This window comes from Acidiphilium sp. AL (genome assembly GCF_025499445.1).
GTDB classification, from domain to species: Bacteria; Pseudomonadota; Alphaproteobacteria; order Acetobacterales; family Acetobacteraceae; genus Acidiphilium; species Acidiphilium iwatense.
Window position 1 is genome coordinate 46,172 of the sequence record NZ_JAIMBZ010000013.1, and the last position, 23,372, is coordinate 69,543.

Here is a 23,372-nt window from a genome sequence, read left to right on the forward strand (position 1 = left end):
ATGGCCGCATCGGATTCCGAGCACAGACCTGACCCGGACGCTTTGCTTGCGCAGGCGGCGGGCGAGCATCGCGGCAAGCTGAAGATTTTTCTCGGCGCAGCACCAGGCGTCGGCAAGACCTGGGAAATGCTCGCCGCCGCCCGGCAGAAACACGCCGAAGGCGTCGATGTCCTGGCCGGGCTGATCGAAACCCATGGCCGAGCCGAAACCGCTTCCCAGCTCGACAACCTGCCGGTTCTACCGCGCCTGAAAGTGCCGTATCGTGGACGGGTGCTGGAGGAATTCGATCTCGACCAGGCGATTCTCCGCCGGCCCGGCCTGTTGCTGGTCGACGAACTTGCCCACACCAACGCACCGGGACTGCGCCATGCCAAGCGCTGGCAGGATGTGGCGGCGGTGCTGGAGGCCGGGATCGATGTCTGGACCACGCTCAATGTCCAACATCTCGAGAGCCTGAACGATCAGGTCGCGCGGATCACCGGGGTCAGGGTCGCCGAGACGCTGCCGGACACGGTGCTCGGCCTCGCCACCGAGATCGAACTGATCGATCTGCCGCCCGCCGAATTGCGCACGCGGCTGGAACAGGGGCGCATCTATCGGCCCGATGTCGCGCGCCAGGCGCTTGGGGGGTTTTTCCGCGAAGGCAATCTGGCCGCGTTGCGGGAGATGGCGCTCCGGCGGGTTGCCCAGCATGTCGACCGGAACATCGCGACCTATATGCGCAGCCGGGCGATCGCCGGGCCCTGGCCGGCGGCGGAGCGGGTCATGGCGGTGATCGAACCCGGCCAGGCGGCCGAACAGGTGGTGCGCCACGCCGCACGGCTGGCCGATGCACTGCAGGCGCCGCTGCTCGCCTTCCACGCCGAGGCCGAATCCGGCGGGAGCGCGGTGCAATCGGCGCTCGATCTGACGATTCAGCTCGGCGGCGCGATCGAAACCAGCACCAACGCCGATGCTCTCGCCGCGTTGCTCGACGTCGCGGCACGGCAGAATGTGGCCCATATCGTCATCGCGCGCGGGCCGGAGAAATTCTGGGCGCGCCGACCGCTCGCGGCAAAATTGGCGCGCCGCGCCCGTGCCTATTCGCTGCATGTCGTGCCCGATCCGGCAGCCAGGGCTGCCGCACCGAAATTGCCTCGACCGAAACGGAACCTCACTCCTTTCGCCATCGGCGTCGCCGTCATGGTGCTCGCGACCGTGCTGGGCTACGCCGTGCGCGGCATGGTGCCGCACGATGCGATGGGGTTCGTGTTCACCGCGATCGTGGTCGGCCTGGCGAGCCGCTATGGCCGCGCGGTCGGGGTGTTCGCAGCGGTGGCGAGTTTCCTGCTATGGAATTTCTTCTTCCTGCCGCCGATCTTCACCCTGTCGGTGGGCGATCCGCGCGACGTGGTGGCGCTGATCGTGTTCCTCGGCGTGGGCCTGCTCACCGGCACGCTGGCCGGACGGGTACGGATCGAGGCCGAAGCGGCGCGCGGGCGCATCGAGGCGCTGCGCCGCGTCGCTCTGTTCGGCCGTACCCTGGCCCAGGCGACCGACGAGGTTTCGCTGCGCGCCGCGATCGAAGCCGAAGCGGCGGCGCTGGGCGGCGAAGCGATCGCGCTGATCACAACCGGAGCCGACCTGCCCGCTTCCGCGGCTCTCGACGAGGCCGCGCAGGCCGCCGCCGAATTTGCTTACCGGAACCGGCTGGCGACCGGCGCCGGAACCATCACCCTGCCTTCGGTGCCGTGGCGCTTCATGCCGCTCGCGACCGAAGCCGGCGCGGTCGGCGTGCTCGGCGTGAAGCCGGCCGGGCCGATGACCGAGCCGCTGGTTCAGGCGCTCGGTGCTCTAGCCGATCAGGCGGCGATGGCGACCGAGCGGTTGCGCCTTGCCGCCCGTGCCGCCGACAGCCGCGCCCAGGCGAGGACGCAGCGGTTGCGCACGGCGCTGCTGTCGTCGCTGTCGCACGATCTGCGCACGCCGCTCACCGCGATCAGGGGTGCGGCGGAGACGCTCGCCGCCTCCGAGGCCACGCTGACCGAGGCGACGCGCGCCGATCTGCTCGCCAGCATCGTGCAGGATGTCGGGCGGATGACGCGTTTTCTGGCCAATATCACCGGCATGGCGCGGATCGAGACCGGCGAAATCGTCGCGCGCCGCGAGCGCGTCTCGCTCGGACCGCTCATCGAGGCGGCAATAGCGCGGGTGCCCGAGGCATTTCATGCAGCGGTCAATCTCGGCGAAAGTGCGGATGCCGTGGAGGCCGATCCCGCGCTGCTCGAACAGGTGATCGTCAATCTGCTGGAAAACGCGGTCAAATACGCACCCGACGGCTCCGCCATCGCGATCGCCACGCGAAACGAGGGCACGATGATCGTCATTTCGGTCGCCGATGAAGGCATCGGCATCGCCGCCGAAGACCTGCCGCATGTGTTCGACAGTTTCTTCCGCGCCGCACGCGGCGACCGGGTCGCCCCCGGCACCGGACTTGGACTCGCCATCGCGCGCGCCTTCGTCGAGGCGATGGGCGGAACGATCGAGGCGGCGAGCCCGCGTCCCGATTTGCCGCGCGACGGGCTGCCGGGAACAATCGTCGCCATCCGGTTACCAGCGGCGTGAATACCGGGGCCATTCTTGTGGTGGATGACGAGACGCAGATCCACCGGTTCCTCAAGCCCGCGCTCGAAGCCGCGGGCTACGCGACGCTGCGGGCGGAGACCGGTGCCGAGGCGCTCCGACTGGCGGCATCGGCGTCACCCGATCTCGTGCTGCTCGACCTCGGTCTGCCGGACATGGACGGGCATGAGGTGCTCACGAAACTGCGAGAATTTTCCGCGATACCCGTGATCGTGCTTTCAGCGCGGGACCGCGAAGCCGAAAAAATCGCCGCCCTCGACGCGGGCGCGCATGACTATGTGGAAAAACCCTTCGCGCTCGGCGAATTGCTCGCCCGTATGCGCTCGGCATTGCGAATGCACGCGCAACAGGCCGATGCCGCGCCGCACCTCGGTATCGGGCCGCTCGCGCTCGACCCCGAGCGGCGCGCCGCAAGTCTTCATCAGAAAGATGGGACTCATGCCGATCTTGGGCTGACCCGCATCCAGTACACGCTTCTGGCCTTGCTCGTGCGCAACCAGGGGCGGGTGCTGACCCATCGCCAGATCCTCACCGCCGTCTGGGGCCCGGCGCACACCGAGGACATCGCCTATCTGCGCATCTATGTCAGCCAGTTGCGCCGCAAGCTCGCGGGGTCGGGCATCAGCCTCGCGACCGAGCCAGGTGTAGGCTATCGGCTGATCGAGACGGATTAGCCAAGTACGGCCAGCGCGTTGTCGAGATCGTCGATCAGATCGGCGACATCCTCAAGCCCGACCGAGAACCGGATCGTGCCGTCGGTGATGCCGAGGCGTGCGCGTTCCTCGGCACCGATGCGCATGTGCGTGGTTGTCGCCGGGTGGGTGACCATCGACTTGGAATCGCCGAGATTGTTGGAAATCACGATGAGGTCGAGCGCATTCATGAAGCGGAACGCAGAGTCCTTGCCTCCCTCCAGCTCGAACGTCACCAGCGTTCCGCCTGCCAACATCTGGGCGCGCGCGAGGGCGGATTGCGGATGGTCGGCACGGAACGGATAGAGCGCACGGGCGATGTGGCGCTTCCCAGCCAGATGGTCGGCGATCGTGGCTGCCGACCGGCACGCATGATCGACCCGCAGCGCCATCGTTTCCAGCCCCTTCAGGACGATCCAGGCGTTGAACGGCGAAATCGACGGGCCGGTATTGCGAATGAAGGGTTGCAGGGTGTTGTCGATCCAGTCCTTGCGGCCGAGCACGGCACCACCGAGCACCCTGCCCTGCCCGTCCATGTGCTTGGTCGCGGAATAGACCACCACATCCGCGCCGAACTCGATCGGGCGCTGGAGCAGCGGGGTGGCGAATACATTATCGACCACCGCGATCGCGCCGGCTTGGTGGGCGAGATCGGCGACGGCGCGCAGGTCGATGATGTCGAGCATCGGGTTGGACGGCGTTTCGATCAGCACGAGATCGGTCCTGCGCGACAGAGCCGCGCGCCAGGCATCAAGATCGCCGCCATCGACGAACACGGTCTCGATCCCGAAGCGCGGCAGCAGGGTCGAGACGATCCAGTGGCAGGAGCCGAACAGCGCGCGTGAGGCGACGACGCGGTCGCCGGTTTTGAGATGCGACAGCATCGCGGCGTGGACGGCGGCCATGCCGGTCGCGGTGGCGCGGCAGGCTTCCGCGCCCTCGATCGCGGCGAGCCGCCCTTCGAGCATCGAGACAGTCGGATTGCCGAAGCGCGAATACTGGTAATGTGCGATTTCGCCCTTGAAGGTCGCCTCAGCCTGTTCGGCATCGTCATAGACGAAGCCGGAGGTGAGAAACAGCGCCTCGGCGTTTTCGGCGAAGTCGGAACGGATCTGGCCGGCATGGACGAGTTGCGTGGCCGGACGATGGGTGCGCTTGCTCATACGGTTCGGTATATCGCGGTTCGGCGCGGAGGCAAGCTTTCGTCTCGCACATCACATTCGGGCAGGCGGGATGCCTTGGCGACAGCCCCGGATTAACCCGATCTTCGCACATCGCTGGTAGCGTGGCGCGATGGAACGTGCACCCCGCCTTGCCATTATGCTGCTTCCCGGCCTCGATCACTTCACCGCCGATCTGCTGGTGCGATTGCCGGCCGCTTTCGGGTGGGAGGTCCGGCCGTTCATGGTGACCGGCGCGCCGGCGCTGGCGGCGGCCCTGGCCTGGACCGACGGCGCGGCCGGCGACGCGATCTGGTTCGAATTCTGCTGGCCGCCCTTTCCGGCAGTGATCGGCGCCACCGATTTCGGCGGACGGCGGGTGATCGTGCGGGTTCATCGCATCGAGGCGGCCGAAACCGGCCATGTCGCCGATATGTCCTGGGCGAAGGTCGACGACGTGATCGTGGTCAGTCCAGACATGGCCGAGCGCGTGCGCGCGGCCGCGCCGGAAATCGCCGTCACCAGCCGGCTGCATCTGGTGTGCAACGGCGTGGATACCGAGCGGTTCGCGCCCCCCGCCGATTGGAACCCGTTTCGCATCGGCTGGTGCGGACTGATGACGTTGCGCAAGAACCCTTCCCTCGCCCTGCAGATACTGGCGCAGTTGCGGGCCGAGGATTCCCGCTATCATCTGAGCCTGTGCGGCATGGGCGGCGAGACTTTGGCGCACGAGACATTCCTTCACCTCGCGCGCCGGCTCGACCTCCTTGCCGCGATACGCTGGGAGGGGCGAATCGCTCAGGCGGACATGCCGTCATGGCACGCGGCGAACGGCGTGCTTCTGCATACCAGCCTGCATGAAGGATTGAGCTATGCAGTTCTGGAAGCAGCTTCCGCTGGGTGCGATCTCGCAGTGTTCGACCATCCGGGTGCTGCCGCGTGCTGGCCGGCCCCGATCCTGTTCGGCACGGTCGACGAGGCGGCGGCGCTGATCCGCGCGGCGCGACCGCATCGCTGGCGCGATCATGTCTGCGCAAATTTCTCGCTGGAGCGGCAGATCGATGCGATCGGCGCGATGCTGAACGGCCATGCGGCCGCGAGGACGGAATGTGCGACAGGCCAGCATTCCGTCGTCACGGCCTGATATGCAACCATCAAGACAAACCCAATAAAAATATAAATCGATTTATGCTGTATGCTTGAAAGCGGCGAAAGAAAAACTTCAAGCAATAATCGATTATTTACGTCACGGTTGCGGGGTCGTGGCGCGCTGCCAGCGCGGAATCCTTGACCCTGACATAGGTAAGCCACGTATAGCCGCTGCGGGGCTGCGCCGTCGTATCGAGGCAAGCGAGTTCGGGATCGCGCGGGATATTCAATCCGGGGACAAAGATTTCGTTGCTCCTGCCCGCCTGGGTATCCCATAGTGGCGGGAATATCTCGAAACGATCGACGACCTGTTCCATCCATTCCTTGATCGCGGGATCGCGAAGATAGCGGAAAAACGTCAGATGAGTCGCCTCGCCCGGCAGATTATCGTCGAAAACGATGTGCTGAAAGCCTTTTTGGATTGCCTGCTGCAGGCGATGGATCTTGTGCTGATGATCGTCGAACAGCACGAGAGAAGGTTCCGGCTTGACCATGAATTCGAACCCGCAGCAGGAAAAATCCATCCCCGCGCGTTCCAGATCGGCCGGCCAGTAGCCAGGGCCGATTTTCGCGGAATCGAGGCAGTGGCCCAGGGCAAAAATCGGATCGAGACTGACGATTTTTGCCTCCGGCGCCGCCTGACGCATCACCCAGGTGCTGAAACCACGCCAGGTACCCGACTCGACAATGAATTTCGGCGATAATTCACGCACCCAGTAATAGAGGCAGAACGCCGTATCGGGTGCCATACCATTCGTGTTGACAAAGGGTTTGTCACGAAACTTTCCAACCCATTCATGAGCACATGCAGCAATGTTGTCCGCTTCGTTTGTCCAATCACGGGTTTGCACGTTCGGCTCCGTTGCTTGCGGCTGCAGGTTTGGTGAACACGGCGACAGTGGTGTGCCCGATGGCGGGGCAATCGGTGCGCCGGGTCAAGCCGGCGAGAAGCGTGCACGCGAGCGGCGCCGCCAGGGCGTCGACCCGCTCCCGCAAAGGCGATTCATCGACCACCGGATCGAGTTCGAATCCGAGTTGTCGCGCGATCCCCTCGCTCGCGACCAGTTGCGCCCAGGCGCCGAGCATCTCGTCGATCGGGGTATGATGAAGGTGAAGATCGACAAGGCCGAACGTTCCGGCAATCCAACGCCAGGTTCGATCTTCCCACCAGGTAAGGTGATGCGGCGGAACGTTCAGCAAATCCCGCGAACGGCTGACATAGGATTCGGCGTTGGGTGTCGCGAGAATGATCAGGCCGCCGGGCCTCGTCAGCGCAATCATTGCTTCGATCATCGCACGCGGGGCCGAGACGTGTTCGAGGACTTGAAAAGCGCAGGTGACATCGAAGCTTTCGGGCCGCTCGCGCATGATATCGCAAACGTCCCGCTGAATGACACGAATGTTCAGCACGGCTGCCGCCGCCACAGCATCCGCATTGAATTCCAAACCAAGATAGTCAACATCGCGGAGATGCCCGACGAAATGCCCAATGCCGGCACCGACCTCAAGCACCCGTGCGCCGGATGGGATATAGTCGGCGGCAATTCTAAATTCTGCTTTATCGGGTCTGTGATAGCCGTGACGTCGTGCGATCGCAGCATAGAAAGCGGCATCGCCGGCGACCGGCGGATCAAAAAAGGACAAGCCGGTTACCTCGTCACGCATGAGGTGTACCCGATGAATGGCGGCGAACAGTGCAGAAACGTCGATGCCATGACGCCGCCGATATCCATCGATCAGGTGCGGAACGTCGATGGAACGGACGGCCACGACTCCATCGCTTGTCCCGGTAAGCGGGCTGGCCGGCATGATTATCGTTGATCCAGGTGAACCGATGTTCATGAAGATCCCTTGTCCGGCGTGTCGTTGCCCCGATGGCATCGCGACGCGATCAGGACACTATCGCAATGATCTTAAGAAACAGTGAATATCCGCTTCGTGGATCGGGGTTGACGACGCTTTGTCCCGGAAAGGCCGTAGCTTGACGGCTTCCAGCATCATCGCTTCATTATGCACGTCAACCATCAAAAACAGGAGAGACGCCATGTATGATCGGAAAAATCTCAAGCACCTCAAGACAATCGGCAAACACGCCCCGAAAGCGATGGAGGCTTTTGCCGCGTTCGATGCCGCCGCCATGGCTGACGGCGCCGTTCCAGTGAAATACAAGGAGTTGATCGCTCTCGGCGTCGCTCACACAACCCAATGTCCCTATTGCATCGATATCCATGCCGGCAAAGCGCGCGCTGCCGGCGCGACCGACGCCGAGATCGCCGAAGCCATCATGGTCGCCGCGGCGCTGCGCGCGGGGGCGGCGGTGACTCATGGCACCCATTGTTTTCTGAACGAGTAGCCTTGCCGCACCGCCATTGGCGGTCAATTCGCCTTGCTGACGCTCACCACCGAGCTGAAAGGTACCGACAAGGCGCCAAGATTGAGTGAGACGCTATTGGTGCCGCTGGATACCCCAGTCGCGGTTCCTGTCACGGTGAAGGGCAGCGCGCTGGTCGAGCCATTGCCGTTCGCGCCGATCACCGCGACCTTATAGGCGCCGTCCGGCATGACGGTTCCGGCATTGTTGGTACCGTCCCAGTTCCAGGTATTGCTGCCTTGCGTCGCGGTGAGCGCTGCGTCGCGGATCTGCTGGCCTGCGCTGTTGTAGATCGCGATTGCCACCGGCCCGGCGACGGGCGATGTGAAGCTCAGGCTTGCCTTGCCGTTCTGCAGCGGAATTTCGTTCGATTGGGCGGTGATTTTGCTGCCGAGCATCGCGCTCGCCTGCGTGAGATCGCCTGCCTGGGTAAGCTGGATCAACTGACCGAGGCTTGAATTTGTGTTGATCTGCTGTTCGACCTGCGAAAACTGCACAAGCTCGGAGGTGAACTGATTGGCATCCATCGGACTGGACGGATCTTGATTCCGCAACTGGGTCATCAGCAGGTTGAGAAAACTGGAAAAATTCGATGACAGCACGCCGAGCCCGCCACCTCCGGCGGCGGAAGTGCCGCCACTCGCCGAGGGCACGGCCGAGCCGCCGCCGGTAATGCCAGAGGCCCTGGCATTTGCTGCGGCGATCAACTGACTCTGCTGATAGGCGACGGAAGCGATGCTTGCGGTCATATCGGGCAATCCTTTGCTCGTGTCGTATCAGGCCATCACGTTCAAGCCGAAGCGTCGCATCCGTATCGGGCGTTGCGGCAAGGCGTTATCGGCGGCGGCGGGACGCTCGCCGGAAGCGTCGCCCGACGGACAGGCAAACGCCGTGCCATGCGACGGCTCGCTACGCGACCTTCGGCCATCCTGGCCGCTGCTCATGCCGAGCTGGCCAGCGTTGCCTTGACCACCATTGTTTTGGCCGGTGGTGTCTTGACCTGATGAAGGGTTGGTGTCGGCTCGGGCAGCGTCGAGATGAAATGCGATGCTGCGATGTTCCATCGGGATGCCCGCCTGGGTCAGCGCTCGTTCGAGTGCCATATGATCGTTCTGCAAGGCGATGAGTGTCGCTGGATGCGTTGCCGTCACCGCGATGACGGCTTTTCCATCGGCATGACGGTCGATCTGAACCGTGACCATGCCGATCGCGGGCGGCGCCATCGCGATGGTGAGACGGATTCCAGAAGCGCTCAGCGCCTGGTTTGCGGCGATCGGGATTGCGTCGGCACCGACCATCACGGCGGCGATTTGCACGGCAGCACCCTGGCCGGCTGGCGCGGCAACAGGAGTCGGTAGCGTGGTGACTGGCAGAGGTACCGCCTCGGACAATGCGACTGGCCCGGCCGTTGCGGCACCCGCCAAGGCCGATGAGTCGGGACTCGGCATCGGCGACTCCAGGGAGCGTTTCTGTCCATCTGCCACACTTTGCCCGGTCATGTGCGGCAGAAATGAAGTTGTCGCCGAACTGGCATCCCCCGTGGACGCGCCTTGCGCTGTAGCGGAATTCCCCTGTGCCGCGATTACGGTTTGATATCCAGTCTCCAGGTCATGCTGCTTCATCATGCCCGATCGTCTCAACACCGCTTGACCGTCGCTCGGCGGCACACCAACGATTGTCCTCTGCCCCACTGGCATGAATTGCTGCGTTACAGGAAGCGGGATCGGAAATGGCAAATCGATCCGGGCTGCCGGTGCTGGTGCCACATCAGGCGTTATCTTGGTGCGATCATTCGCAGCCGTCCCATCGCCCTTACTTACTTTTATCGTTATGGTTTTTGCCACGTTGTCTGAGATGGCTGAAGGCGACGATAGATTCGGCACGGCCACTGCTAGAGATGGGTCAATGCCGCCCGGCTCGGTCGGAAGAGACCAATCCTTCGCCATGCTGTGACTTATCCGGTCGGGTGCTTCCTTCGACGGAAGTTGCGCCGCCGGCATGGCATCCGACAGCGTGTGCTTAAAGGAAATCAGTATTTTGGGTGGGAGATCGGCTGGTTTTGCAATTGGCAGTGTTATCGAAGCCGTAGAGGTTAATGTCGCGTTAGTAAATGTCGTTTTGAGTGCGGCTCCGCCGATCGGGATTGCGGTGGCCGACGATTTCGCCTCAGAATTGCCCTGCATGGTTGATATCGAAGCGGAATTGATGGATGGAGTGAAACTGAACGGCATATAAAACAGCAATGCAAATCTCCTGCCAGGCAAACCCGGCGTATTGGCAAGAAAAGCAGGCCAACCATGGGACAAGCGGCAGAAATTGCCGGGCCAAATCTGTCTGGTCGGCGCATTTTGCCGAGGGTAGCGGCACCATTTTCACCAATTCTTGCTGATTCCTCGTCAACCTGCATTGGCACGGTTCATGCTTAGCTCTTCATTGCATGGCTCTTCGTCGCATGGCCGATGCCGCCGCGCGATCGATTCCAGCGAGTGGTTCTTTTGGGAAATGAGGACAAGATGTCGATTTTCGGTGCCTTGGATACGGCAGTGAGCGGGTTGCAGTCGCAATCCAGCGCCTTCACCAATATCAGCGACAATATCGCGAATAGCCAGTCGGTCGGCTATAAAGGCGTCGATACCAATTTCATCAACTATCTGACCCAAAGCACCGCAACGGCCAATGGCTCGGACTCGGTCGCGGCTCACCCGGATTATACCAATACGGTACAAGGTGCGGTCACCCAGAGTAGCGATCCGCTGGCGCTCGCGATCAGCGGCCAGGGGTTCTTCGCGGTCAGCGAACCCGCCGCGACTACTGCAACCGGCGGTACGATGGCGCAGAGCTTTCAGGAACAGCAATATTACACGCGGGCGGGAGACTTCACGCTCAACAAGGATGGCTACTTGGTGAATGGGGCCGGCGCCTATCTCGATGGCTGGTCGGTCAATCCCTCCACCGGCATCATCAATACCGCAGTGCTCGCACCGATCCGGATTGCCCAGGGCACAACCCCGCCGGTACCAACCAGCAGCGTGACGTTATCGGCTGCTTTGCCCGCGACGCCGACGCCCGGTCAGCCGGTGAGCACGCAGGTCGATGTCTATGACAGTCTCGGCACGCTGCATCAGCTTAACCTGAGCTGGGTTCAAAATGCGAGCAACGATTGGACGGTGACATTGTCCTCACCCGATGCCACCCCCTCGACGATCGGAACCGCCGAAATGAAATTCGGCGCGACTAGTGGCAATGCGGTTCCTGCCGGCACGCTTGGCAGCCTATCCAATCCGACCGGCAGCGTTACCGCGACAAGCTATGCAGCGAACGGCCCGGCGACGCTCGATTTTTCGGCCAATTTCGGTAATGGTGCGCAACCGATTTCGCTCGATTTGGGCAATTTCGGCGACACCTCTGGGCTCACTCAATATTCGGGCACCAGTTTCAACCTGCAAGGCGCCTCGCAGAACGGGATGCCCCAAGGCAATTTCAGTAATGTAGCCATCGACAATCGAGGCAATGTCACGGTCAATTACAGCAACGGCTTTTCGGCAACCATGGCCCAGGTTCCGCTCGCGACCTTCCGCGCGCCGGACGCGCTGCAAAACCAAAGTGGTCAGTTGTTCACCGCAAGCCAGGGTTCCGGCACGGCAACGGTCAATGCGGCCGGAACCAATGGCGGCGGGTCTCTGGTGACCGGGTCGACGGAAAGTTCCAATGTCGATATCGCGACCGAATTTACCAAGCTGATCGCCGCTCAGGCCGCGTATTCGGCCAATGCCAAGGTCATTACCACGGCCAATCAGTTGACCCAGACCACAATCAACATGCTGCCATGATAATATCGACCTGGAATTAGGATCATGAGTATCGGAGCGGGCCTTGCCATTGCCAGCAGCGGGCTAACCGCGATCGAACGGCAGCTCGCCGTGGTGTCGCAGAACGTCGCCAACGCCAATACACCGGGATATTCGGCTGAAACCGAAACCCTCTCGAGCACCACGGCAGGAGGCATCGGCACCGGCGTGATAAGCGGTGTGGCAACGCGCCAATTGAACACCGACATGCAATCGCAACTCAACGCATCGATCAGCAACCAGTCGTATCAGAGTGCAATGGCGGCGGCATTATCCGGCATCGACCAGGTGATGGGTGCGCCAGGCGAGGGCAATGACTTGCCGAGCCTGGTTGGTGCCGTTCAATCCTCCTTCGCGACCTTGCTGTCAGATCCATCCAATCCCGCGCAACAATCCGCCCTCGTCACGGCAGCGCAGACGTTGACCAGCCAAATCAACAGCATTGCCGGCGCCATTGGCACCGCACGCCAAGCGGCGCAAACCACAATGGTTGCCGACATCAAGAACCTGAACCGGTCGCTGACGCAAGTGGGCACGCTCAACACCCAAATCGTCGCCCTCAAGCAGCAGGGCCTGAGTACCGCCGATCTCGAGAATCAGCGCAACGTATTGGTGCAGACGATCGCCTCGCTCACCGGCGCCAAGTCGGTTCCGCAGCCGAATGGCACGATTGCGCTTTACACCACAACAGGTCTGCAACTGCCAACCGACGCAAATCATCCCTTATCCACACCGTCCGCGACACTTGGGGCCAATGCCTATTACCCCGGCGGTGGCGTCCCGGCCATTACGCTGAATGGCCAGGACGTAACACCACTCCTCACCGACGGCACCATTGGCGCATCGCTGCAATTGCGCGATGCCACATTGCCCAAACTGCAGGCCGGCCTCGATTCATTTTCGCAAGGGATTGCAAGCCGATTTTCCGCGCAGGGGTTAACGCTGTTTTCAGACTCTTCGGGCAACGTTCCAAACGCAACCGGCAGTGTTGGCTTCTCTAACGCGGTAACCGTCAATCCGGCAGTCGTCAAAAATCCGGCTTTGGTGCGTGACGGAACCCAGGCAATCGCGGGAAACGCTACAGGTGCGTCGTCCTTCACGCCAAACCCGCCGGGCGGTCCGGCTGGTTTCTCGACCATGATCCAACGCGTGCTGAAATTCGCGTTTGGAAAAGACGTTCAGGCCGGCGTCAGTCAGCCGGTAACCGCGTCCAGTGGACTTGGCCCTTCCGGCACGATTGCGCTCAACTACACCGGTGCCGGCACGATCTCAACCGTCGCCACAAATTTCGCAAGTGATGAAGCCGCAATCAGCAGCGATGCGCAAGCAGCGAAAGCCTCATCTAGCTCGCTCACTAACGCCTTGACCACCCAGTTTTCCGCAACAAATGGCGTCAGTGTCGATCAACAGATGGGTGTGCTCGTCGCGCTCCAGAATGCCTACGCCGCGAACGCCAAAATTGTCGGAATCGCACAACAAATGTGGCAAACGATGGAGGCCATGATTTCATGAGCGGATCAATTTCTGGATTCACGGGCGGCAATTTCGGATTAATACAGGAATTGGTTGCCGGAGCCACCGCAACCAAGGCGCGGCTCGATCAACTTATCATACAATCCTCGACCGGCTACGTAGCATCGACCTATGCCAGGCTCGATACCGCGACTCCTGGCACGGCGGCAACCACCCTCACCCTTGCTCCGCAAATCGCCGGCATCACCACCACGATTGCCAATCTCGATGTCGCTACCGGACGAATGGGCGTGCAACAGACCGCGCTTTCCTCGATCAGCAAGATCGGTTCGAACTTCATGGGGCAACTGCTATCCATCGGTGCGCTGACGCCGCAGGCGATGGATACGCTCGCCGCTTCCGCGAAGCAGGCGTTGGTACAAGTCGCCAACCTGCTCAACACCAAAGACGGTTCGATTTACATATTCGGTGGTCAGAATAGCGATTCGCCTCCGGTTCCAAATCCGAATGGCATCGCAAGTTCCAGATTTTTCACCAGTATTCAAAACGCGGTCGCAAGTCTCGCAAGCAACGGCGCTACCGCGACCGAAGCCGCAACGCTTGTGGTTGCCAGTTCGAATTCACCAGGGATAACGCCGTTTGCTGTCGGGCTCGGCGCCAATCCTGCATTATCACAAGTCGCTGCCGGCGACGACGCCATGGTTGCGGTCGGAATCGCAGCCAATGCCAACGGATTCGTCACCTCTGCGGGAGCGGATACGACCGGCTCCTATATGCGCGATATCATGCGCGGTCTTGCGACCATCGGGAGTTTGACGTCCGGTCAAGTGGGCAATGCGAATTTCCAGGGTTTCGCCCAGGCGACCGCAACCTCGATGGGAAACGCCGTCACCGCGCTTTCGGAGGATGCCGGCGTTCTCGGCAACACGCAAGCGGCATTGGCGACTCAGGCGGTCAATTTGCAACAAACGGCGACGGCACTCACAAACCAGCTTGCCGGTGCCGATCAGGTCAATATGACCAGCACCCTTGCCGATTTGTCGTCCACGCAAACCCAGTTGCAGGCGTCGTATCAGCTTATCGCCGCTATGAAGACAATGTCCCTCGCGCAATACATTTAATGGGTCTGCTTCATCCGGCATTAACTAATTCGGTGCAAAATACGCCGATTTCGCAAAACGCGAAGCTTTCGATGCTATGTTTCAAAGGATAACCCAATGTCTGGTGCTATCAACTCCATCATCACCAACTCGGCCGCGATGGTCGCGGTCAACTCTCTTGACACAATCAATTCTCAACTCCAGTCGGTGCAGTCCGCCGTCTCGACGGGATATTCAGTCAACAGCGCGGTCGATAACGGTGCCGCTTTTGCCGTTGCTCAGTCCGTACGAACCGATGTCACCGGTCTCACCGCAGCCAATCAGCAGCTCGGCGATACTCAGGGACTGCTCTCGACCACCAACACGGCGCTGACCAACATCTCGAACATGATGCAGAACATGAAAGGGACGCTGGTTGATCTGGCCAACTCCAGCGTCACCGGCAATCAGCGCGCGCAGTATATTCAGCAATATCAGTCTCAGCTCACCAACATCAAAACCTATATTCAGGACGCAAACTACAACGGCCGCTCTCTACTTGGTAATATCGCGGGCTCGAACGGCACGTTCACGACTACTGCCTTGTCGGTCGTCAGTAACGGCTCCGGCGGAACTTTTTCGATCGCTTCGAGCGGCATGTCCGCAATCTATCACTCCCTGGCGTTCACCAGCACGCAGCTGAATTCGGCAACGACGGTCGCAAGCTTCATTACCGCAACCGGCACGTTCAGCAGCAAGGTGGGTTCGGTCGGGTCGACAATGAACACCTATGGCAACCTGACCAATCAGATCAACAATCAGATCACGTTCAACCAGGATAAAATCAACTCACTGAATACCGGTCTCGGCGCCCTGGTGGATGCCAACATGGCGCAGGAATCGGCCAAGCTTCAGTCTTTGCAGATTCAGCAGCAATTAGCGACGTCGGCGCTCTCCATTGCCGATCAATCGCCTGGTCTGCTGACAAAATTGTTTCCGTAAATTTGTCCCGCGATCCGGCTTGCCAATGGCAGGCCGGATTCGACTGATTTTGTCCGAGGATTGCCTGATGTCGATTCTGGTTCTCGAACTCCGCCAAGGTGACGTCATGGTTTTGAACGGCGCCCCGATTCGATTTCGGACCAAGTCGCGGATCGAGTTGACTGCCAAGGCCCGCTTCATGTTCGGCAAACAGATCTTGCGTGCAGAAGATGCCGATACGCCGGCACGGCGAATCTATTTTGCGTTCCAGACGGCCTATATCGGTACTGATGAAGAACGCAATACCGCGCTGACCCGGGTTCGCGGGTTGATCGAGGAGTTCAAAACAGCGACGACATCAGCATTGGCGCGGGAGATTCTCGACAAAGCGCTCGCCTTTGCCGAAACGGATAATTGTTACGAGGCCTTGAAACTTACGCGTAGAATCATGCGGCATGAAACCGCCGTCATGCACGCCAGTCTATGATCAAAAAGGACCGCTTATGTCTAACCATTTTCAGGTTTTGAAAGCTTACGGCTCAGCCGCAACTCTGCGCAATCAGCGCGATCAGGATGCGGAAATCATTCGCAGGGTAAGTAGCGCTTTGTGCCGCGCATCGGATGAGATTTCCCGCACCCGCGCACTCGCCGACGTCAAAATGCTCTGGCAAACCATTCTTGCGGCAAACCATGATCCACGCAATCCGCTACCGATTCCACTGCGCGCGCAAATCGTTTCCGTCGCGCAATCCGTATTGCGTGCGGCAATCCAGGAGACACCTGACTTCGATTTCCTGGCCGAGATCAACGATCATTTTGCTAACGGCCTGAACGGTCGCGTGTAATTCCAGGATATTTGTTATGTCAGTCAGCCTGTCGGGAGTATTTAGCACCTATGCCTCGCTTTTCACGGCATTATCGTTGTCAGGAAACTTCAATATCTCGGAAAACATCACCTCCATTCTGAGCGCAGCTTATGCGGGCGCGACTGCCGGAAATGTTGGGACAAGTTCGGAAAATCCAATTACGGCGCTTCAGATTGCCCAACGTAATCAAGCGCAGGACGTTGCAGCCGAGGCAAAACAGCCTCAGGTGCTTCGGGATGTGGCTGCCTTCACCAAGGCCGTCCAGACCGCGACCTCGGCGAAGCAACTTCTGGCGAACCCGGCGGTCATGAAGGTTCTGCTGACCGCCAACGGGCTTGGGCCACAGATCGGCTATCCGGCACTGGCTCAACAGGCGCTGCTGTCCGATCCAAACGACCCGACATCGCTCGCCAATCAATTGGCCACAACCAATACGCAATGGCTTGCAACCGCACAAACCTATGATTTTGCGAACAAAGGGCTCAGCATTATCCAGAATCCAAAAATCGTCAGCACTCTGGCCAACGGCTATGCCGAGGTTCTCTGGCGGCAATCGCTCGATCAGCAGACGGCCGGTCTATCGAACGCCTTAGATTTCGTTCAAAATGCCAAGAATTTTACCTCGACCGTGCAAATTCTCGGAGATCCGGTGATCCGTGACGTAGTCACCACCGCTTTGGGTATCCCACAGCAGATTGCCTATCAGCCTTTGGCAGCACAAGAGCAGGCCATCACAAGCCAGTTCAACGTTGCCAGTTTGCAAGACCCCAAATTCGTGCAGTCCTTTGCCGATCGCTATCTGACCGTCCTGCAAGCAGCAGCCCAGAGCAACGCCAGCACCAGTACAATAGCAAATATGACCTCCCTTGCCGTTCAAGCGCAAGGCCTGGTCGCGTGAGATCCAATGCAAGAATGGGACATAAAACATGACCAGCCTGAATTCGATCGAACCAACTCAAGGCGATGCCGACTTTGGAGCAACGCTTGCCTCACGCATGCGTGCTTTGATCGCCCGTGGTCAGATCGGCGCCGCGGAGCTTCTTCTGCCGACTCTCGAAAAACTGGTCGATATGCAGGAAAGCGCTATCGCGATTAAGGCGGAGATTGCGCTTGCTGGTGGTTTTTCAAAGCAAGCGACGGAAATGCTCGACCGCGGTCTGGAACGCTTCCCGGCTAATTTCGCCATGCTCATCCTGCGTGCCGAAATCGGTCTCTCTGAACGCGACTTCGCCACGGCTACCACTGCTGCAGCCGAAGCGGTGATTGCAAGACCTGACAACGCTGGCGCAAAGTCATTGCTCGGTCGGGCCCTGTTGGAACTCGGGCGAGTCGAACAAGCCACGATCTGTCTGCGTGAAGCTTGCGCCGCAATACCCGCCCATGCACCCACTCGCCTCGCCTTGGCGCGGGCCGTGCCCGAAGAAGCCGATTCAATCCTGCGTACCGGGATCGCATTGGCCCCAACGGAGATCGCTTTCCGCAACGCATTGATCCGCGCACTTCTTGCCCAGGATCAGCTTGAATCAGCACAAATCGAGATAAAGTCCACGGTCGATTCCGGGACCTGCGATATCGAAACGCGATTGCTCGCGATCGAAGCCGCCGCCCACTCCGCCGATTGGGCGGAAGCCGCGCGGCTATGTGACGACCCCCAGTTCGTTGAAATCGCTCATGCATGACGGTTGCGTCGCACCTTGGCAGGACAATCGAGCCGACACCGATCCGGTTGCCCTTCTCAACAAGGCGATCCGGCTCGACGGCGAGGGCGTGCACGACATTGCTCAGGCGGCAATGCGTCAGGTTGTAACGCTGATACCGGGTTGGGATGAACCCTGGCTGCGCCTCGGTCAAAGCCTGCGCGCTAGGAATTGTCACGATGCGGCCATGGCTGCCTATGACGCGGCTCTGGAGTGCAATCCAAGGCGAGTCGAGGCGCTGCTCGCACGGGGCGTTCTCGCCTTGCAGCATGAACCGCCCCAGACAGGCTTGCATTTTCTGACCCGCGCAACCGATCTTGCGCAGGACAATCATCAGGCTTGGCATGCCCTGGGTCATGCATATGCCGCGGCAAAACTCGATATTCGCGCTGCCGGCGCATTCCGGCACGCCGCTACACTGGCGCCGGATCGGCTTATTTATGCGTTTGATGCGGTCGATTCCGAAACATGGCTCGATGGTCCGATTTCCGATCCTGCGCCCCCTTGGAGCGATGGAATCAGGCTCGCTCTCGCCGGTCGTTCGGCACTGCAACGCGGCGCGCTCGACGAGGCTGAAGCCGCCCTGGAAGCCGCCTATGCCTTGATGCCTGACGAGCCGTGGATTCCAACGGCTCTCGGATCGGTGCATATGATGGCAATGCGGCCCTATCGTGCCGAACCGGCACTCCGTGCGGCGCACAGGCTCGCGCCGAACGACCCGGTGATCGCCCATGATCTTGCCGTCGCGTTGGCACGACTCTATCGCTATGCTGAGGCGGAAACGATTCTCGGCATGGTCGCGACACAAGGATCGGCGCATCCAAGGATTTTTTGCACCAGGGCCAATCAACGCGCATCGATGGGTGACATCCAGGGGGCAATGGACGATCTCGCCACCGCACGAATGAACGGCGCGGATGAGATTGAGGCGCTGCGCGCCGAGTGTAGCCTGATGCCATATCGCCGCGACGCATCGGCAATCATGGTGCGGCACGCGATGGAGACATTAGGTGCCATGTTGCCGCGCGCAGGCACGCCGATGATGCGCCCGCGGTCAGCGATATCGGACGATCCTGAACGGCCTTTGCGCATCGGCCTACTTTCCAATACTTTACGCACCCATCCGGTCGGCTGGCTGACGCTTGCCGGATTCGAGGCACTCGATCGTGACAGCTTTCCGATCCATTGTTTCGGCCGGTTCGCGCCGGAGGACAGATTGGCTCGACGTTTCGCCGCCCGCGCCGATGCCTGGCATGCGATCGACGCGCTCGACGATTACGCAGTCGCCGCGTTGATTGCCGAACAGAATATCGACATTCTCATCGATCTTGGTGGCTATGGCGACGCCGGCCGCATGTCGGTGACTGCCTATCGGGCTGCGCCGGTGCAGATCAAATGGGTCGGCATGCAATGCACGACCAGCGGCATCCGCGAAATCGACTGGTTCCTTACCGATCGCTGGGAAACACCAGACGGTTTCGAGCGGTTCTATACCGAACGCTTGCTTAGATTGACTGATGGTTACGTCTGTTATTTACCGCCGGACAATCCACCGGGCTTCACGCCCCCGCCCGCCCTCGCGCGTAGTCATGTCACCTTCGGTTGCTTCAACAATGTTACCAAAATTACCGACGAAACCTTAACCGCCTGGGCTGATCTGCTATTCCATGTGCCGGATGCGCGACTCGCGCTTCGGTGCCCGCAATTTTCGGAATCCGTCACGGTCATGCGCCTGCAGGAGCGGGCGCGGAATGCGGGGATCAACGTTGCACGGCTCGATTTTCTGGGGCGGGCCTCGCATCGGGAATTTCTGGCCGGTTATAACAAGATCGACATTGCTCTCGACCCTTTTCCTTATTCCGGCGGCCTGACAACCTGCGAATCTTTGTTCATGGGTGTGCCGGTTGTCACTCTTGCCGGCGAACATTTCGCCGCACGCCATTCGGTCAGCCATCTCTCCAATGTCGGGCTCTTAGATTGCGTCACCACATCGACGGATGCCTATATCGATCGCGCAATGGAACTGGCCAAGGATCTGCACACACTCACGGAATTGCGCGCGGGATTACGCCGGCAGGTTGTGGCAAGCCCGTTATGCGATACCGCGCGCTTCGGCAAAAGCCTTGGCGCTGGTTTGCGCCACGCGTGGCACGACTATTGTGCCGCCGCACGGGCCTAACCGATCGCAGCGACTATGTCACAGCCTGTTCGTGGGTGGCGGAAAAGCGAATCTCGGGCCAGCGCTCGGTGGCGAAGCGGAGCGACCAGGAATCGCGTGCGAGAAACACCGGCGAATCGTCCCGATCGAGTCCCATCGACGCCTGATTGGCATCGACGAATTCTTTCAGCCGCCGCGCATCGTCACAATTGACCCAGCGCGCCGTGGCATAGGGTGCGGTTTCGAAGCGAATCGGGATCTTGTATTCAGCGTCGATCCTTGCCGCCAGAACGTCGAGCTGAAGCGCGCCGACCACACCGACGATCCAGTCCGCCCCGAGCATCGGACGAAAAATCTGCGCAACCCCTTCTTCGGCGAGATCCTCCAGCGCCCGGCGCAACTGTTTGGCTCGCATCGGATCGGCCAAGACGATCCGCCGCAGAATTTCAGGAGCGAAGCTGGGAATCCCGGTGAAGCGCAACATTTCGCCTTCGGTGAGCGTGTCGCCAACGCGCAACGAACCGTGATTCGGGATGCCGATGATGTCGCCGGGATAGGCTTCCTCCGCGAGAGAACGATCGCGCGCGAAAAAGAAAATCGGCGCCTGAACCGCCATGGTCTTGCCGGCGCGGACGTGGAACAATTTCATCCCGCGCTGAAACCGGCCCGAGCAGATTCGGGTAAAGGCGATGCGGTCCCGGTGATTCGGGTCCATATTGGCCTGCACCTTGAACACGAAACCGGTCACCGCCGGATCATCGGCTGCGACCGGATGTGGCTCGGCGCGCTGCACGCTCGGCGCCGGCGCGCAATCGGCGAGCATGGCGAGCAACTCCGCCACGCCGTAATCCTTGAGGGCGCTGCCAAACAGGACCGGCGTGAGATGGCCGGCGCGGAACGCGGTTTCGTCGAATGAGGGATAACCGGCCCCTGCCAGTTCGATCGCCTCGCGCAATTCCGTCAGTTGCTCGGGCGGGATGTCCACCGGTTGCGCCGGGCCGCCATCCGGTGCCTGCTGGCCGATCGGCCGATTCCCTGCAATATCCCAGCAACCGCGAAACAGGCCGCCCATCCCCACCGGCCAGAGCAGCGGGGTGACATCCAGGGCCAGGGTGCCGGCGATCTCGTCGAGCAAAGCGAACGGATCGAGACCTTCGCGATCGATCTTGTTGATGAAAGTGACGATCGGGATGTCGCGCAGGCGGCAGACCTCGAACAGCTTGAGCGTCTGCGCCTCGATGCCGCGCGCGGCGTCGATCACCATCACCGCCGCATCCACCGCTGTCAGGGTGCGATAGGTATCCTCGCTGAAATCCTGGTGCCCCGGCGTATCGAGCAGGTTGAACACCACGTCCCGCCAGGTGAAGGTCATCACCGAAGACGTCACCGAAATACCGCGCTGGCGCTCGATCGCCATCCAGTCCGAGCGGGTATTGCGGCGCTCGCGTCGCGCCTTGACCATGCCGGCTTCGTGGATCGCGCCGCCGAACAGCAGCAGTTTTTCGGTCAGCGTCGTCTTGCCGGCGTCGGGGTGGGAAATGATCGCAAAGGTCCGGCGCGGCAGCGGCGAAACGACTGTCTCCGCCGGTGCGGCGATCAGGGCCAAATCATCCATCATGTGCGGCCTATAGCAACAAGGCTCCTGCTTGTGTAGGCAAGGCAGGTGAGCCATGCTGGACCGCCGGTTTTCATCGGCGCCGACATTTATCGGCAGCCCATCGCCACGCCGCCGCACCCGCTTGCGGTGATCCGCGCGCCGCTGGCCGAGGATCTGGCACGCGCGATGGGCTGGCTCGATACCGGAAACTATCGCATCTCGCCGGTCGCCGACCGGGCAGCGCTCGAACGGTTTCACGACCCGGCCTATCTCGACGCGCTGGAGCAGGCCGAAGCCATGCTCGACCTGCCGGAAGCCCTGCGCACGCGCTATCGGATCGGGGCAGACGCGAATCCGATCCATCCGGCGGTCTATCGCCGGCCGGCAACCTCGGCGGGCGGCGCGATCCTGGCGGCGCGGCTCACCGCCCATGGCGGCATCGTCCAAGTGCCGGGGGCCGGCAATCACCATGCCTGGCCCGATCGCACGCGCGGCTTCTGCGCCCTGAACGATGCCGCGCTCAGCATTCTTGAGTGGCTCGATCATGGCCTGTCCGGCATCGTCTATCTCGATCTCGACGCCCATCACGGCGATGGGGTGGAAGCCGCCTTCGCGACCGATCCGCGCGTGCTGACCATCAGCGTCCATGAAGCCGGGCGCTGGCCGCGCACAGGACCGGTTTCCCGGCCGGATATGGGCGTCATCAATTATCCGGTCCCGCCCGGCTTCAACGACACGGAACTCGATTTCCTGATGGATCGCGCGATCCTGCCGCGCATCGCGGCGCACCTTCCCGAGGCGATCATGCTGCTGCCCGGCGCCGATGCCCTGGCCGACGACAGGATGGCCAAGCTCGACCTGTCCAATCTTGCCCTCTGGTCCGCCGTCGGTGCGATCAAGACTCTGGCGCCGCGCCTGATCGTGCTCGGCGGCGGCTACAACCCCTATGCGCTGGCGCGGGCCTGGGCTGGCATCTGGGCGCGGCTTAACGATTTCGTGATCCCGGACCGCCTGCCGCGGGCCGCCTTGGACGTTCTCGCCGGGATCGGCTATTTCCGCGCGCCAGGGCAGCCGCGCCCGGCGCGCTGGCTGACCGGCATCGCCGATCCGCCGAACGCCGGAACGGTGCGGGATGCCGTCCGGGCAATGGCCGTGTGAGATAAGGAGCAGGATGATGGGTATCTGGACGAGGCGATTCTATGCCGGGACGGCAAGCGCGTTGCTCGCCATTGGAGCCGCCTCGGCGGCGATCACCCAGGCGCAGCCCAAGCTGCCCACCGAGCAGATCACCATCGTCAACCAGCACGGCAAACGGTTCACCTTCACCGTCGAGCAGGCGACGACTCCGCACCAGCAGGAGGTCGGGCTGATGTTCCGCAAGAACGTCCCGGCGGATACCGGCATGATCTTTCCCTGGACTCCGCCGCAGATCTCCGAAATGTGGATGAAGAATACGCTGGTACCGCTCGACATGGTGTTCATCGGACCGCACGGCACGATTCGCCACATTGCCAATGAAACCGTGCCGCAGAGCCTGCGGGTAATCTCCAGCCACGTGCCGGTTGCCGCGACGCTGGAACTCCAGGGAGGGATCACGGCGAAGGACGATATCGACGTGGGCAACAAGGTGATCGGCTCGCAATTCAATGATGCCGGATAGGCTTGCTTGCCTAGTCGGG

The 23,372-nt window shown here is 61.2% G+C and carries 21 protein-coding genes; 15 read left to right on the forward strand and 6 right to left on the reverse strand.

Annotation, left to right across the window (positions count from 1 at the left end; genetic code table 11):
- Both AiwAL_RS09875 and AiwAL_RS09880 read left to right on the forward strand, forming a co-directional pair.
- Window positions 1–2,604 (forward strand): sensor histidine kinase KdpD, encoded by a 2,604-nt coding sequence (locus AiwAL_RS09875; RefSeq protein ID WP_235703744.1) that lies wholly within the window; start codon window positions 1–3, stop codon window positions 2,602–2,604.
- Window positions 2,601–3,296, forward strand: a complete 696-nt coding sequence (locus tag AiwAL_RS09880; RefSeq protein ID WP_235703745.1) for a response regulator — start codon at window positions 2,601–2,603, stop codon at window positions 3,294–3,296. The genes AiwAL_RS09875 and AiwAL_RS09880 overlap by 4 nt, the downstream gene beginning before the upstream one ends.
- Here the strand turns inward: AiwAL_RS09880 and metZ are convergent.
- Entirely contained in the window at window positions 3,293–4,477 is a 1,185-nt protein-coding gene (gene metZ / locus AiwAL_RS09885) for an O-succinylhomoserine sulfhydrylase (protein ID WP_235703746.1), read from the reverse strand. The genes AiwAL_RS09880 and metZ overlap by 4 nt on opposite strands.
- A gap of 130 nt (window positions 4,478–4,607) precedes the next feature.
- Between metZ and AiwAL_RS09890 the strand changes: the two genes are divergently transcribed.
- Window positions 4,608–5,618, forward strand: coding sequence for a glycosyltransferase family 4 protein (locus AiwAL_RS09890; protein WP_235703747.1), 1,011 nt, complete (start codon window positions 4,608–4,610; stop codon window positions 5,616–5,618).
- Window positions 5,619–5,715: 97 nt separating this feature from the next.
- On the opposite strand, the gene AiwAL_RS09895 is transcribed toward AiwAL_RS09890, so the two are convergent.
- Both AiwAL_RS09895 and AiwAL_RS09900 read right to left on the reverse strand, forming a co-directional pair.
- Window positions 5,716–6,372, reverse strand: a complete 657-nt coding sequence (locus AiwAL_RS09895) for a hypothetical protein (protein WP_235703748.1) — start codon at window positions 6,370–6,372, stop codon at window positions 5,716–5,718.
- Window positions 6,373–6,460: 88 nt separating this feature from the next.
- Window positions 6,461–7,504: a class I SAM-dependent methyltransferase gene (locus AiwAL_RS09900; RefSeq protein ID WP_262312630.1), complete on the reverse strand. Its 1,044-nt coding sequence runs from the start codon at window positions 7,502–7,504 to the stop codon at window positions 6,461–6,463.
- A 163-nt stretch (window positions 7,505–7,667) separates the two neighbouring features.
- On the opposite strand from AiwAL_RS09900, the gene AiwAL_RS09905 reads away from it, so the two are divergent.
- Complete coding sequence (locus AiwAL_RS09905; RefSeq protein WP_262312631.1) at window positions 7,668–7,976, forward strand: carboxymuconolactone decarboxylase family protein; 309 nt, start codon at window positions 7,668–7,670, stop codon at window positions 7,974–7,976.
- A gap of 23 nt (window positions 7,977–7,999) precedes the next feature.
- On the opposite strand, the gene AiwAL_RS09910 is transcribed toward AiwAL_RS09905, so the two are convergent.
- Complete coding sequence (locus AiwAL_RS09910) at window positions 8,000–8,743, reverse strand: flagellar hook assembly protein FlgD (protein WP_235703750.1); 744 nt, start codon at window positions 8,741–8,743, stop codon at window positions 8,000–8,002.
- Window positions 8,744–8,770: 27 nt separating this feature from the next.
- Window positions 8,771–10,237, reverse strand: a complete 1,467-nt coding sequence (locus tag AiwAL_RS09915; protein ID WP_235703751.1) for a flagellar hook-length control protein FliK — start codon at window positions 10,235–10,237, stop codon at window positions 8,771–8,773.
- 270 nt (window positions 10,238–10,507) lie between these two features.
- Between AiwAL_RS09915 and flgE the strand changes: the two genes are divergently transcribed.
- The 9 genes from flgE to AiwAL_RS09960 all read left to right on the forward strand — a co-directional run bounded on the left by flgE (window position 10,508) and on the right by AiwAL_RS09960 (window position 20,117).
- Entirely contained in the window at window positions 10,508–11,824 is a 1,317-nt protein-coding gene (gene flgE, locus AiwAL_RS09920; RefSeq protein WP_235703752.1) for a flagellar hook protein FlgE, read from the forward strand.
- 24 nt (window positions 11,825–11,848) lie between these two features.
- Window positions 11,849–13,354 (forward strand): flagellar hook-associated protein FlgK, encoded by a 1,506-nt coding sequence (flgK, locus tag AiwAL_RS09925; protein WP_235703753.1) that lies wholly within the window; start codon window positions 11,849–11,851, stop codon window positions 13,352–13,354.
- 251 nt (window positions 13,355–13,605) lie between these two features.
- The gene (locus AiwAL_RS09930; protein WP_262312632.1) at window positions 13,606–14,436 is read left to right on the forward strand and encodes a hypothetical protein; all 831 of its coding nucleotides are present in this window, start codon (window positions 13,606–13,608) and stop codon (window positions 14,434–14,436) included.
- Between the two features lie 96 nt (window positions 14,437–14,532).
- Window positions 14,533–15,396, forward strand: coding sequence for a flagellin (locus tag AiwAL_RS09935; RefSeq protein WP_235703755.1), 864 nt, complete (start codon window positions 14,533–14,535; stop codon window positions 15,394–15,396).
- Window positions 15,397–15,463: 67 nt separating this feature from the next.
- Entirely contained in the window at window positions 15,464–15,862 is a 399-nt protein-coding gene (locus AiwAL_RS09940; RefSeq protein WP_235703756.1) for a flagellar biosynthesis repressor FlbT, read from the forward strand.
- The gene (locus tag AiwAL_RS09945) at window positions 15,831–16,220 is read left to right on the forward strand and encodes a flagellar biosynthesis regulator FlaF (protein WP_235703757.1); all 390 of its coding nucleotides are present in this window, start codon (window positions 15,831–15,833) and stop codon (window positions 16,218–16,220) included. Before AiwAL_RS09940 ends, AiwAL_RS09945 begins: the two co-directional genes overlap by 32 nt.
- Before the next feature lie 16 nt (window positions 16,221–16,236).
- Window positions 16,237–17,139, forward strand: coding sequence for a DUF1217 domain-containing protein (locus AiwAL_RS09950; RefSeq protein ID WP_235703758.1), 903 nt, complete (start codon window positions 16,237–16,239; stop codon window positions 17,137–17,139).
- A 28-nt stretch (window positions 17,140–17,167) separates the two neighbouring features.
- A complete protein-coding gene (locus tag AiwAL_RS09955; protein ID WP_262312633.1) occupies window positions 17,168–17,920 on the forward strand; it encodes a lipopolysaccharide assembly protein LapB in 753 nt (250 codons plus the stop codon).
- Window positions 17,913–20,117 (forward strand): hypothetical protein, encoded by a 2,205-nt coding sequence (locus AiwAL_RS09960; protein WP_262312634.1) that lies wholly within the window; start codon window positions 17,913–17,915, stop codon window positions 20,115–20,117. The genes AiwAL_RS09955 and AiwAL_RS09960 overlap by 8 nt, the downstream gene beginning before the upstream one ends.
- A 13-nt stretch (window positions 20,118–20,130) precedes the next feature.
- On the opposite strand, the gene AiwAL_RS09965 is transcribed toward AiwAL_RS09960, so the two are convergent.
- The gene (locus tag AiwAL_RS09965) at window positions 20,131–21,714 is read right to left on the reverse strand and encodes a peptide chain release factor 3 (protein ID WP_235703761.1); all 1,584 of its coding nucleotides are present in this window, start codon (window positions 21,712–21,714) and stop codon (window positions 20,131–20,133) included.
- A 45-nt stretch (window positions 21,715–21,759) separates the two neighbouring features.
- Between AiwAL_RS09965 and AiwAL_RS09970 the strand changes: the two genes are divergently transcribed.
- Complete coding sequence (locus AiwAL_RS09970; protein ID WP_262312635.1) at window positions 21,760–22,851, forward strand: acetoin utilization protein AcuC; 1,092 nt, start codon at window positions 21,760–21,762, stop codon at window positions 22,849–22,851.
- A gap of 16 nt (window positions 22,852–22,867) precedes the next feature.
- Window positions 22,868–23,353, forward strand: a complete 486-nt coding sequence (locus AiwAL_RS09975) for a DUF192 domain-containing protein (RefSeq protein WP_235703763.1) — start codon at window positions 22,868–22,870, stop codon at window positions 23,351–23,353.
- Window positions 23,354–23,372: the final 19 nt, after the last annotated feature.

Excerpts from the sequence above, each read along its gene's own strand:
- AiwAL_RS09875 (WP_235703744.1), top strand. The coding sequence starts at position 1 with ATGGCCGCATCGGATTCCGAGCACAGACCTGACCCGGACGCTTTGCTT.
- metZ (WP_235703746.1), bottom strand. The coding sequence starts at position 4,477 with ATGAGCAAGCGCACCCATCGTCCGGCCACGCAACTCGTCCATGCCGGC.
- AiwAL_RS09890 (WP_235703747.1), top strand. The coding sequence starts at position 4,608 with ATGGAACGTGCACCCCGCCTTGCCATTATGCTGCTTCCCGGCCTCGAT.
- AiwAL_RS09895 (WP_235703748.1), bottom strand. The coding sequence starts at position 6,372 with ATGGCACCCGATACGGCGTTCTGCCTCTATTACTGGGTGCGTGAATTA.
- AiwAL_RS09900 (WP_262312630.1), bottom strand. The coding sequence starts at position 7,504 with ATGCCATCGGGGCAACGACACGCCGGACAAGGGATCTTCATGAACATC.
- AiwAL_RS09905 (WP_262312631.1), top strand. The coding sequence starts at position 7,668 with ATGTATGATCGGAAAAATCTCAAGCACCTCAAGACAATCGGCAAACAC.
- AiwAL_RS09910 (WP_235703750.1), bottom strand. The coding sequence starts at position 8,743 with ATGACCGCAAGCATCGCTTCCGTCGCCTATCAGCAGAGTCAGTTGATC.
- flgE (WP_235703752.1), top strand. The coding sequence starts at position 10,508 with ATGTCGATTTTCGGTGCCTTGGATACGGCAGTGAGCGGGTTGCAGTCG.
- flgK (WP_235703753.1), top strand. The coding sequence starts at position 11,849 with ATGAGTATCGGAGCGGGCCTTGCCATTGCCAGCAGCGGGCTAACCGCG.
- AiwAL_RS09935 (WP_235703755.1), top strand. The coding sequence starts at position 14,533 with ATGTCTGGTGCTATCAACTCCATCATCACCAACTCGGCCGCGATGGTC.
- AiwAL_RS09940 (WP_235703756.1), top strand. The coding sequence starts at position 15,464 with ATGTCGATTCTGGTTCTCGAACTCCGCCAAGGTGACGTCATGGTTTTG.
- AiwAL_RS09945 (WP_235703757.1), top strand. The coding sequence starts at position 15,831 with ATGAAACCGCCGTCATGCACGCCAGTCTATGATCAAAAAGGACCGCTT.
- AiwAL_RS09950 (WP_235703758.1), top strand. The coding sequence starts at position 16,237 with ATGTCAGTCAGCCTGTCGGGAGTATTTAGCACCTATGCCTCGCTTTTC.
- AiwAL_RS09955 (WP_262312633.1), top strand. The coding sequence starts at position 17,168 with ATGACCAGCCTGAATTCGATCGAACCAACTCAAGGCGATGCCGACTTT.
- AiwAL_RS09960 (WP_262312634.1), top strand. The coding sequence starts at position 17,913 with ATGCATGACGGTTGCGTCGCACCTTGGCAGGACAATCGAGCCGACACC.
- AiwAL_RS09965 (WP_235703761.1), bottom strand. The coding sequence starts at position 21,714 with ATGATGGATGATTTGGCCCTGATCGCCGCACCGGCGGAGACAGTCGTT.
- AiwAL_RS09975 (WP_235703763.1), top strand. The coding sequence starts at position 22,868 with ATGGGTATCTGGACGAGGCGATTCTATGCCGGGACGGCAAGCGCGTTG.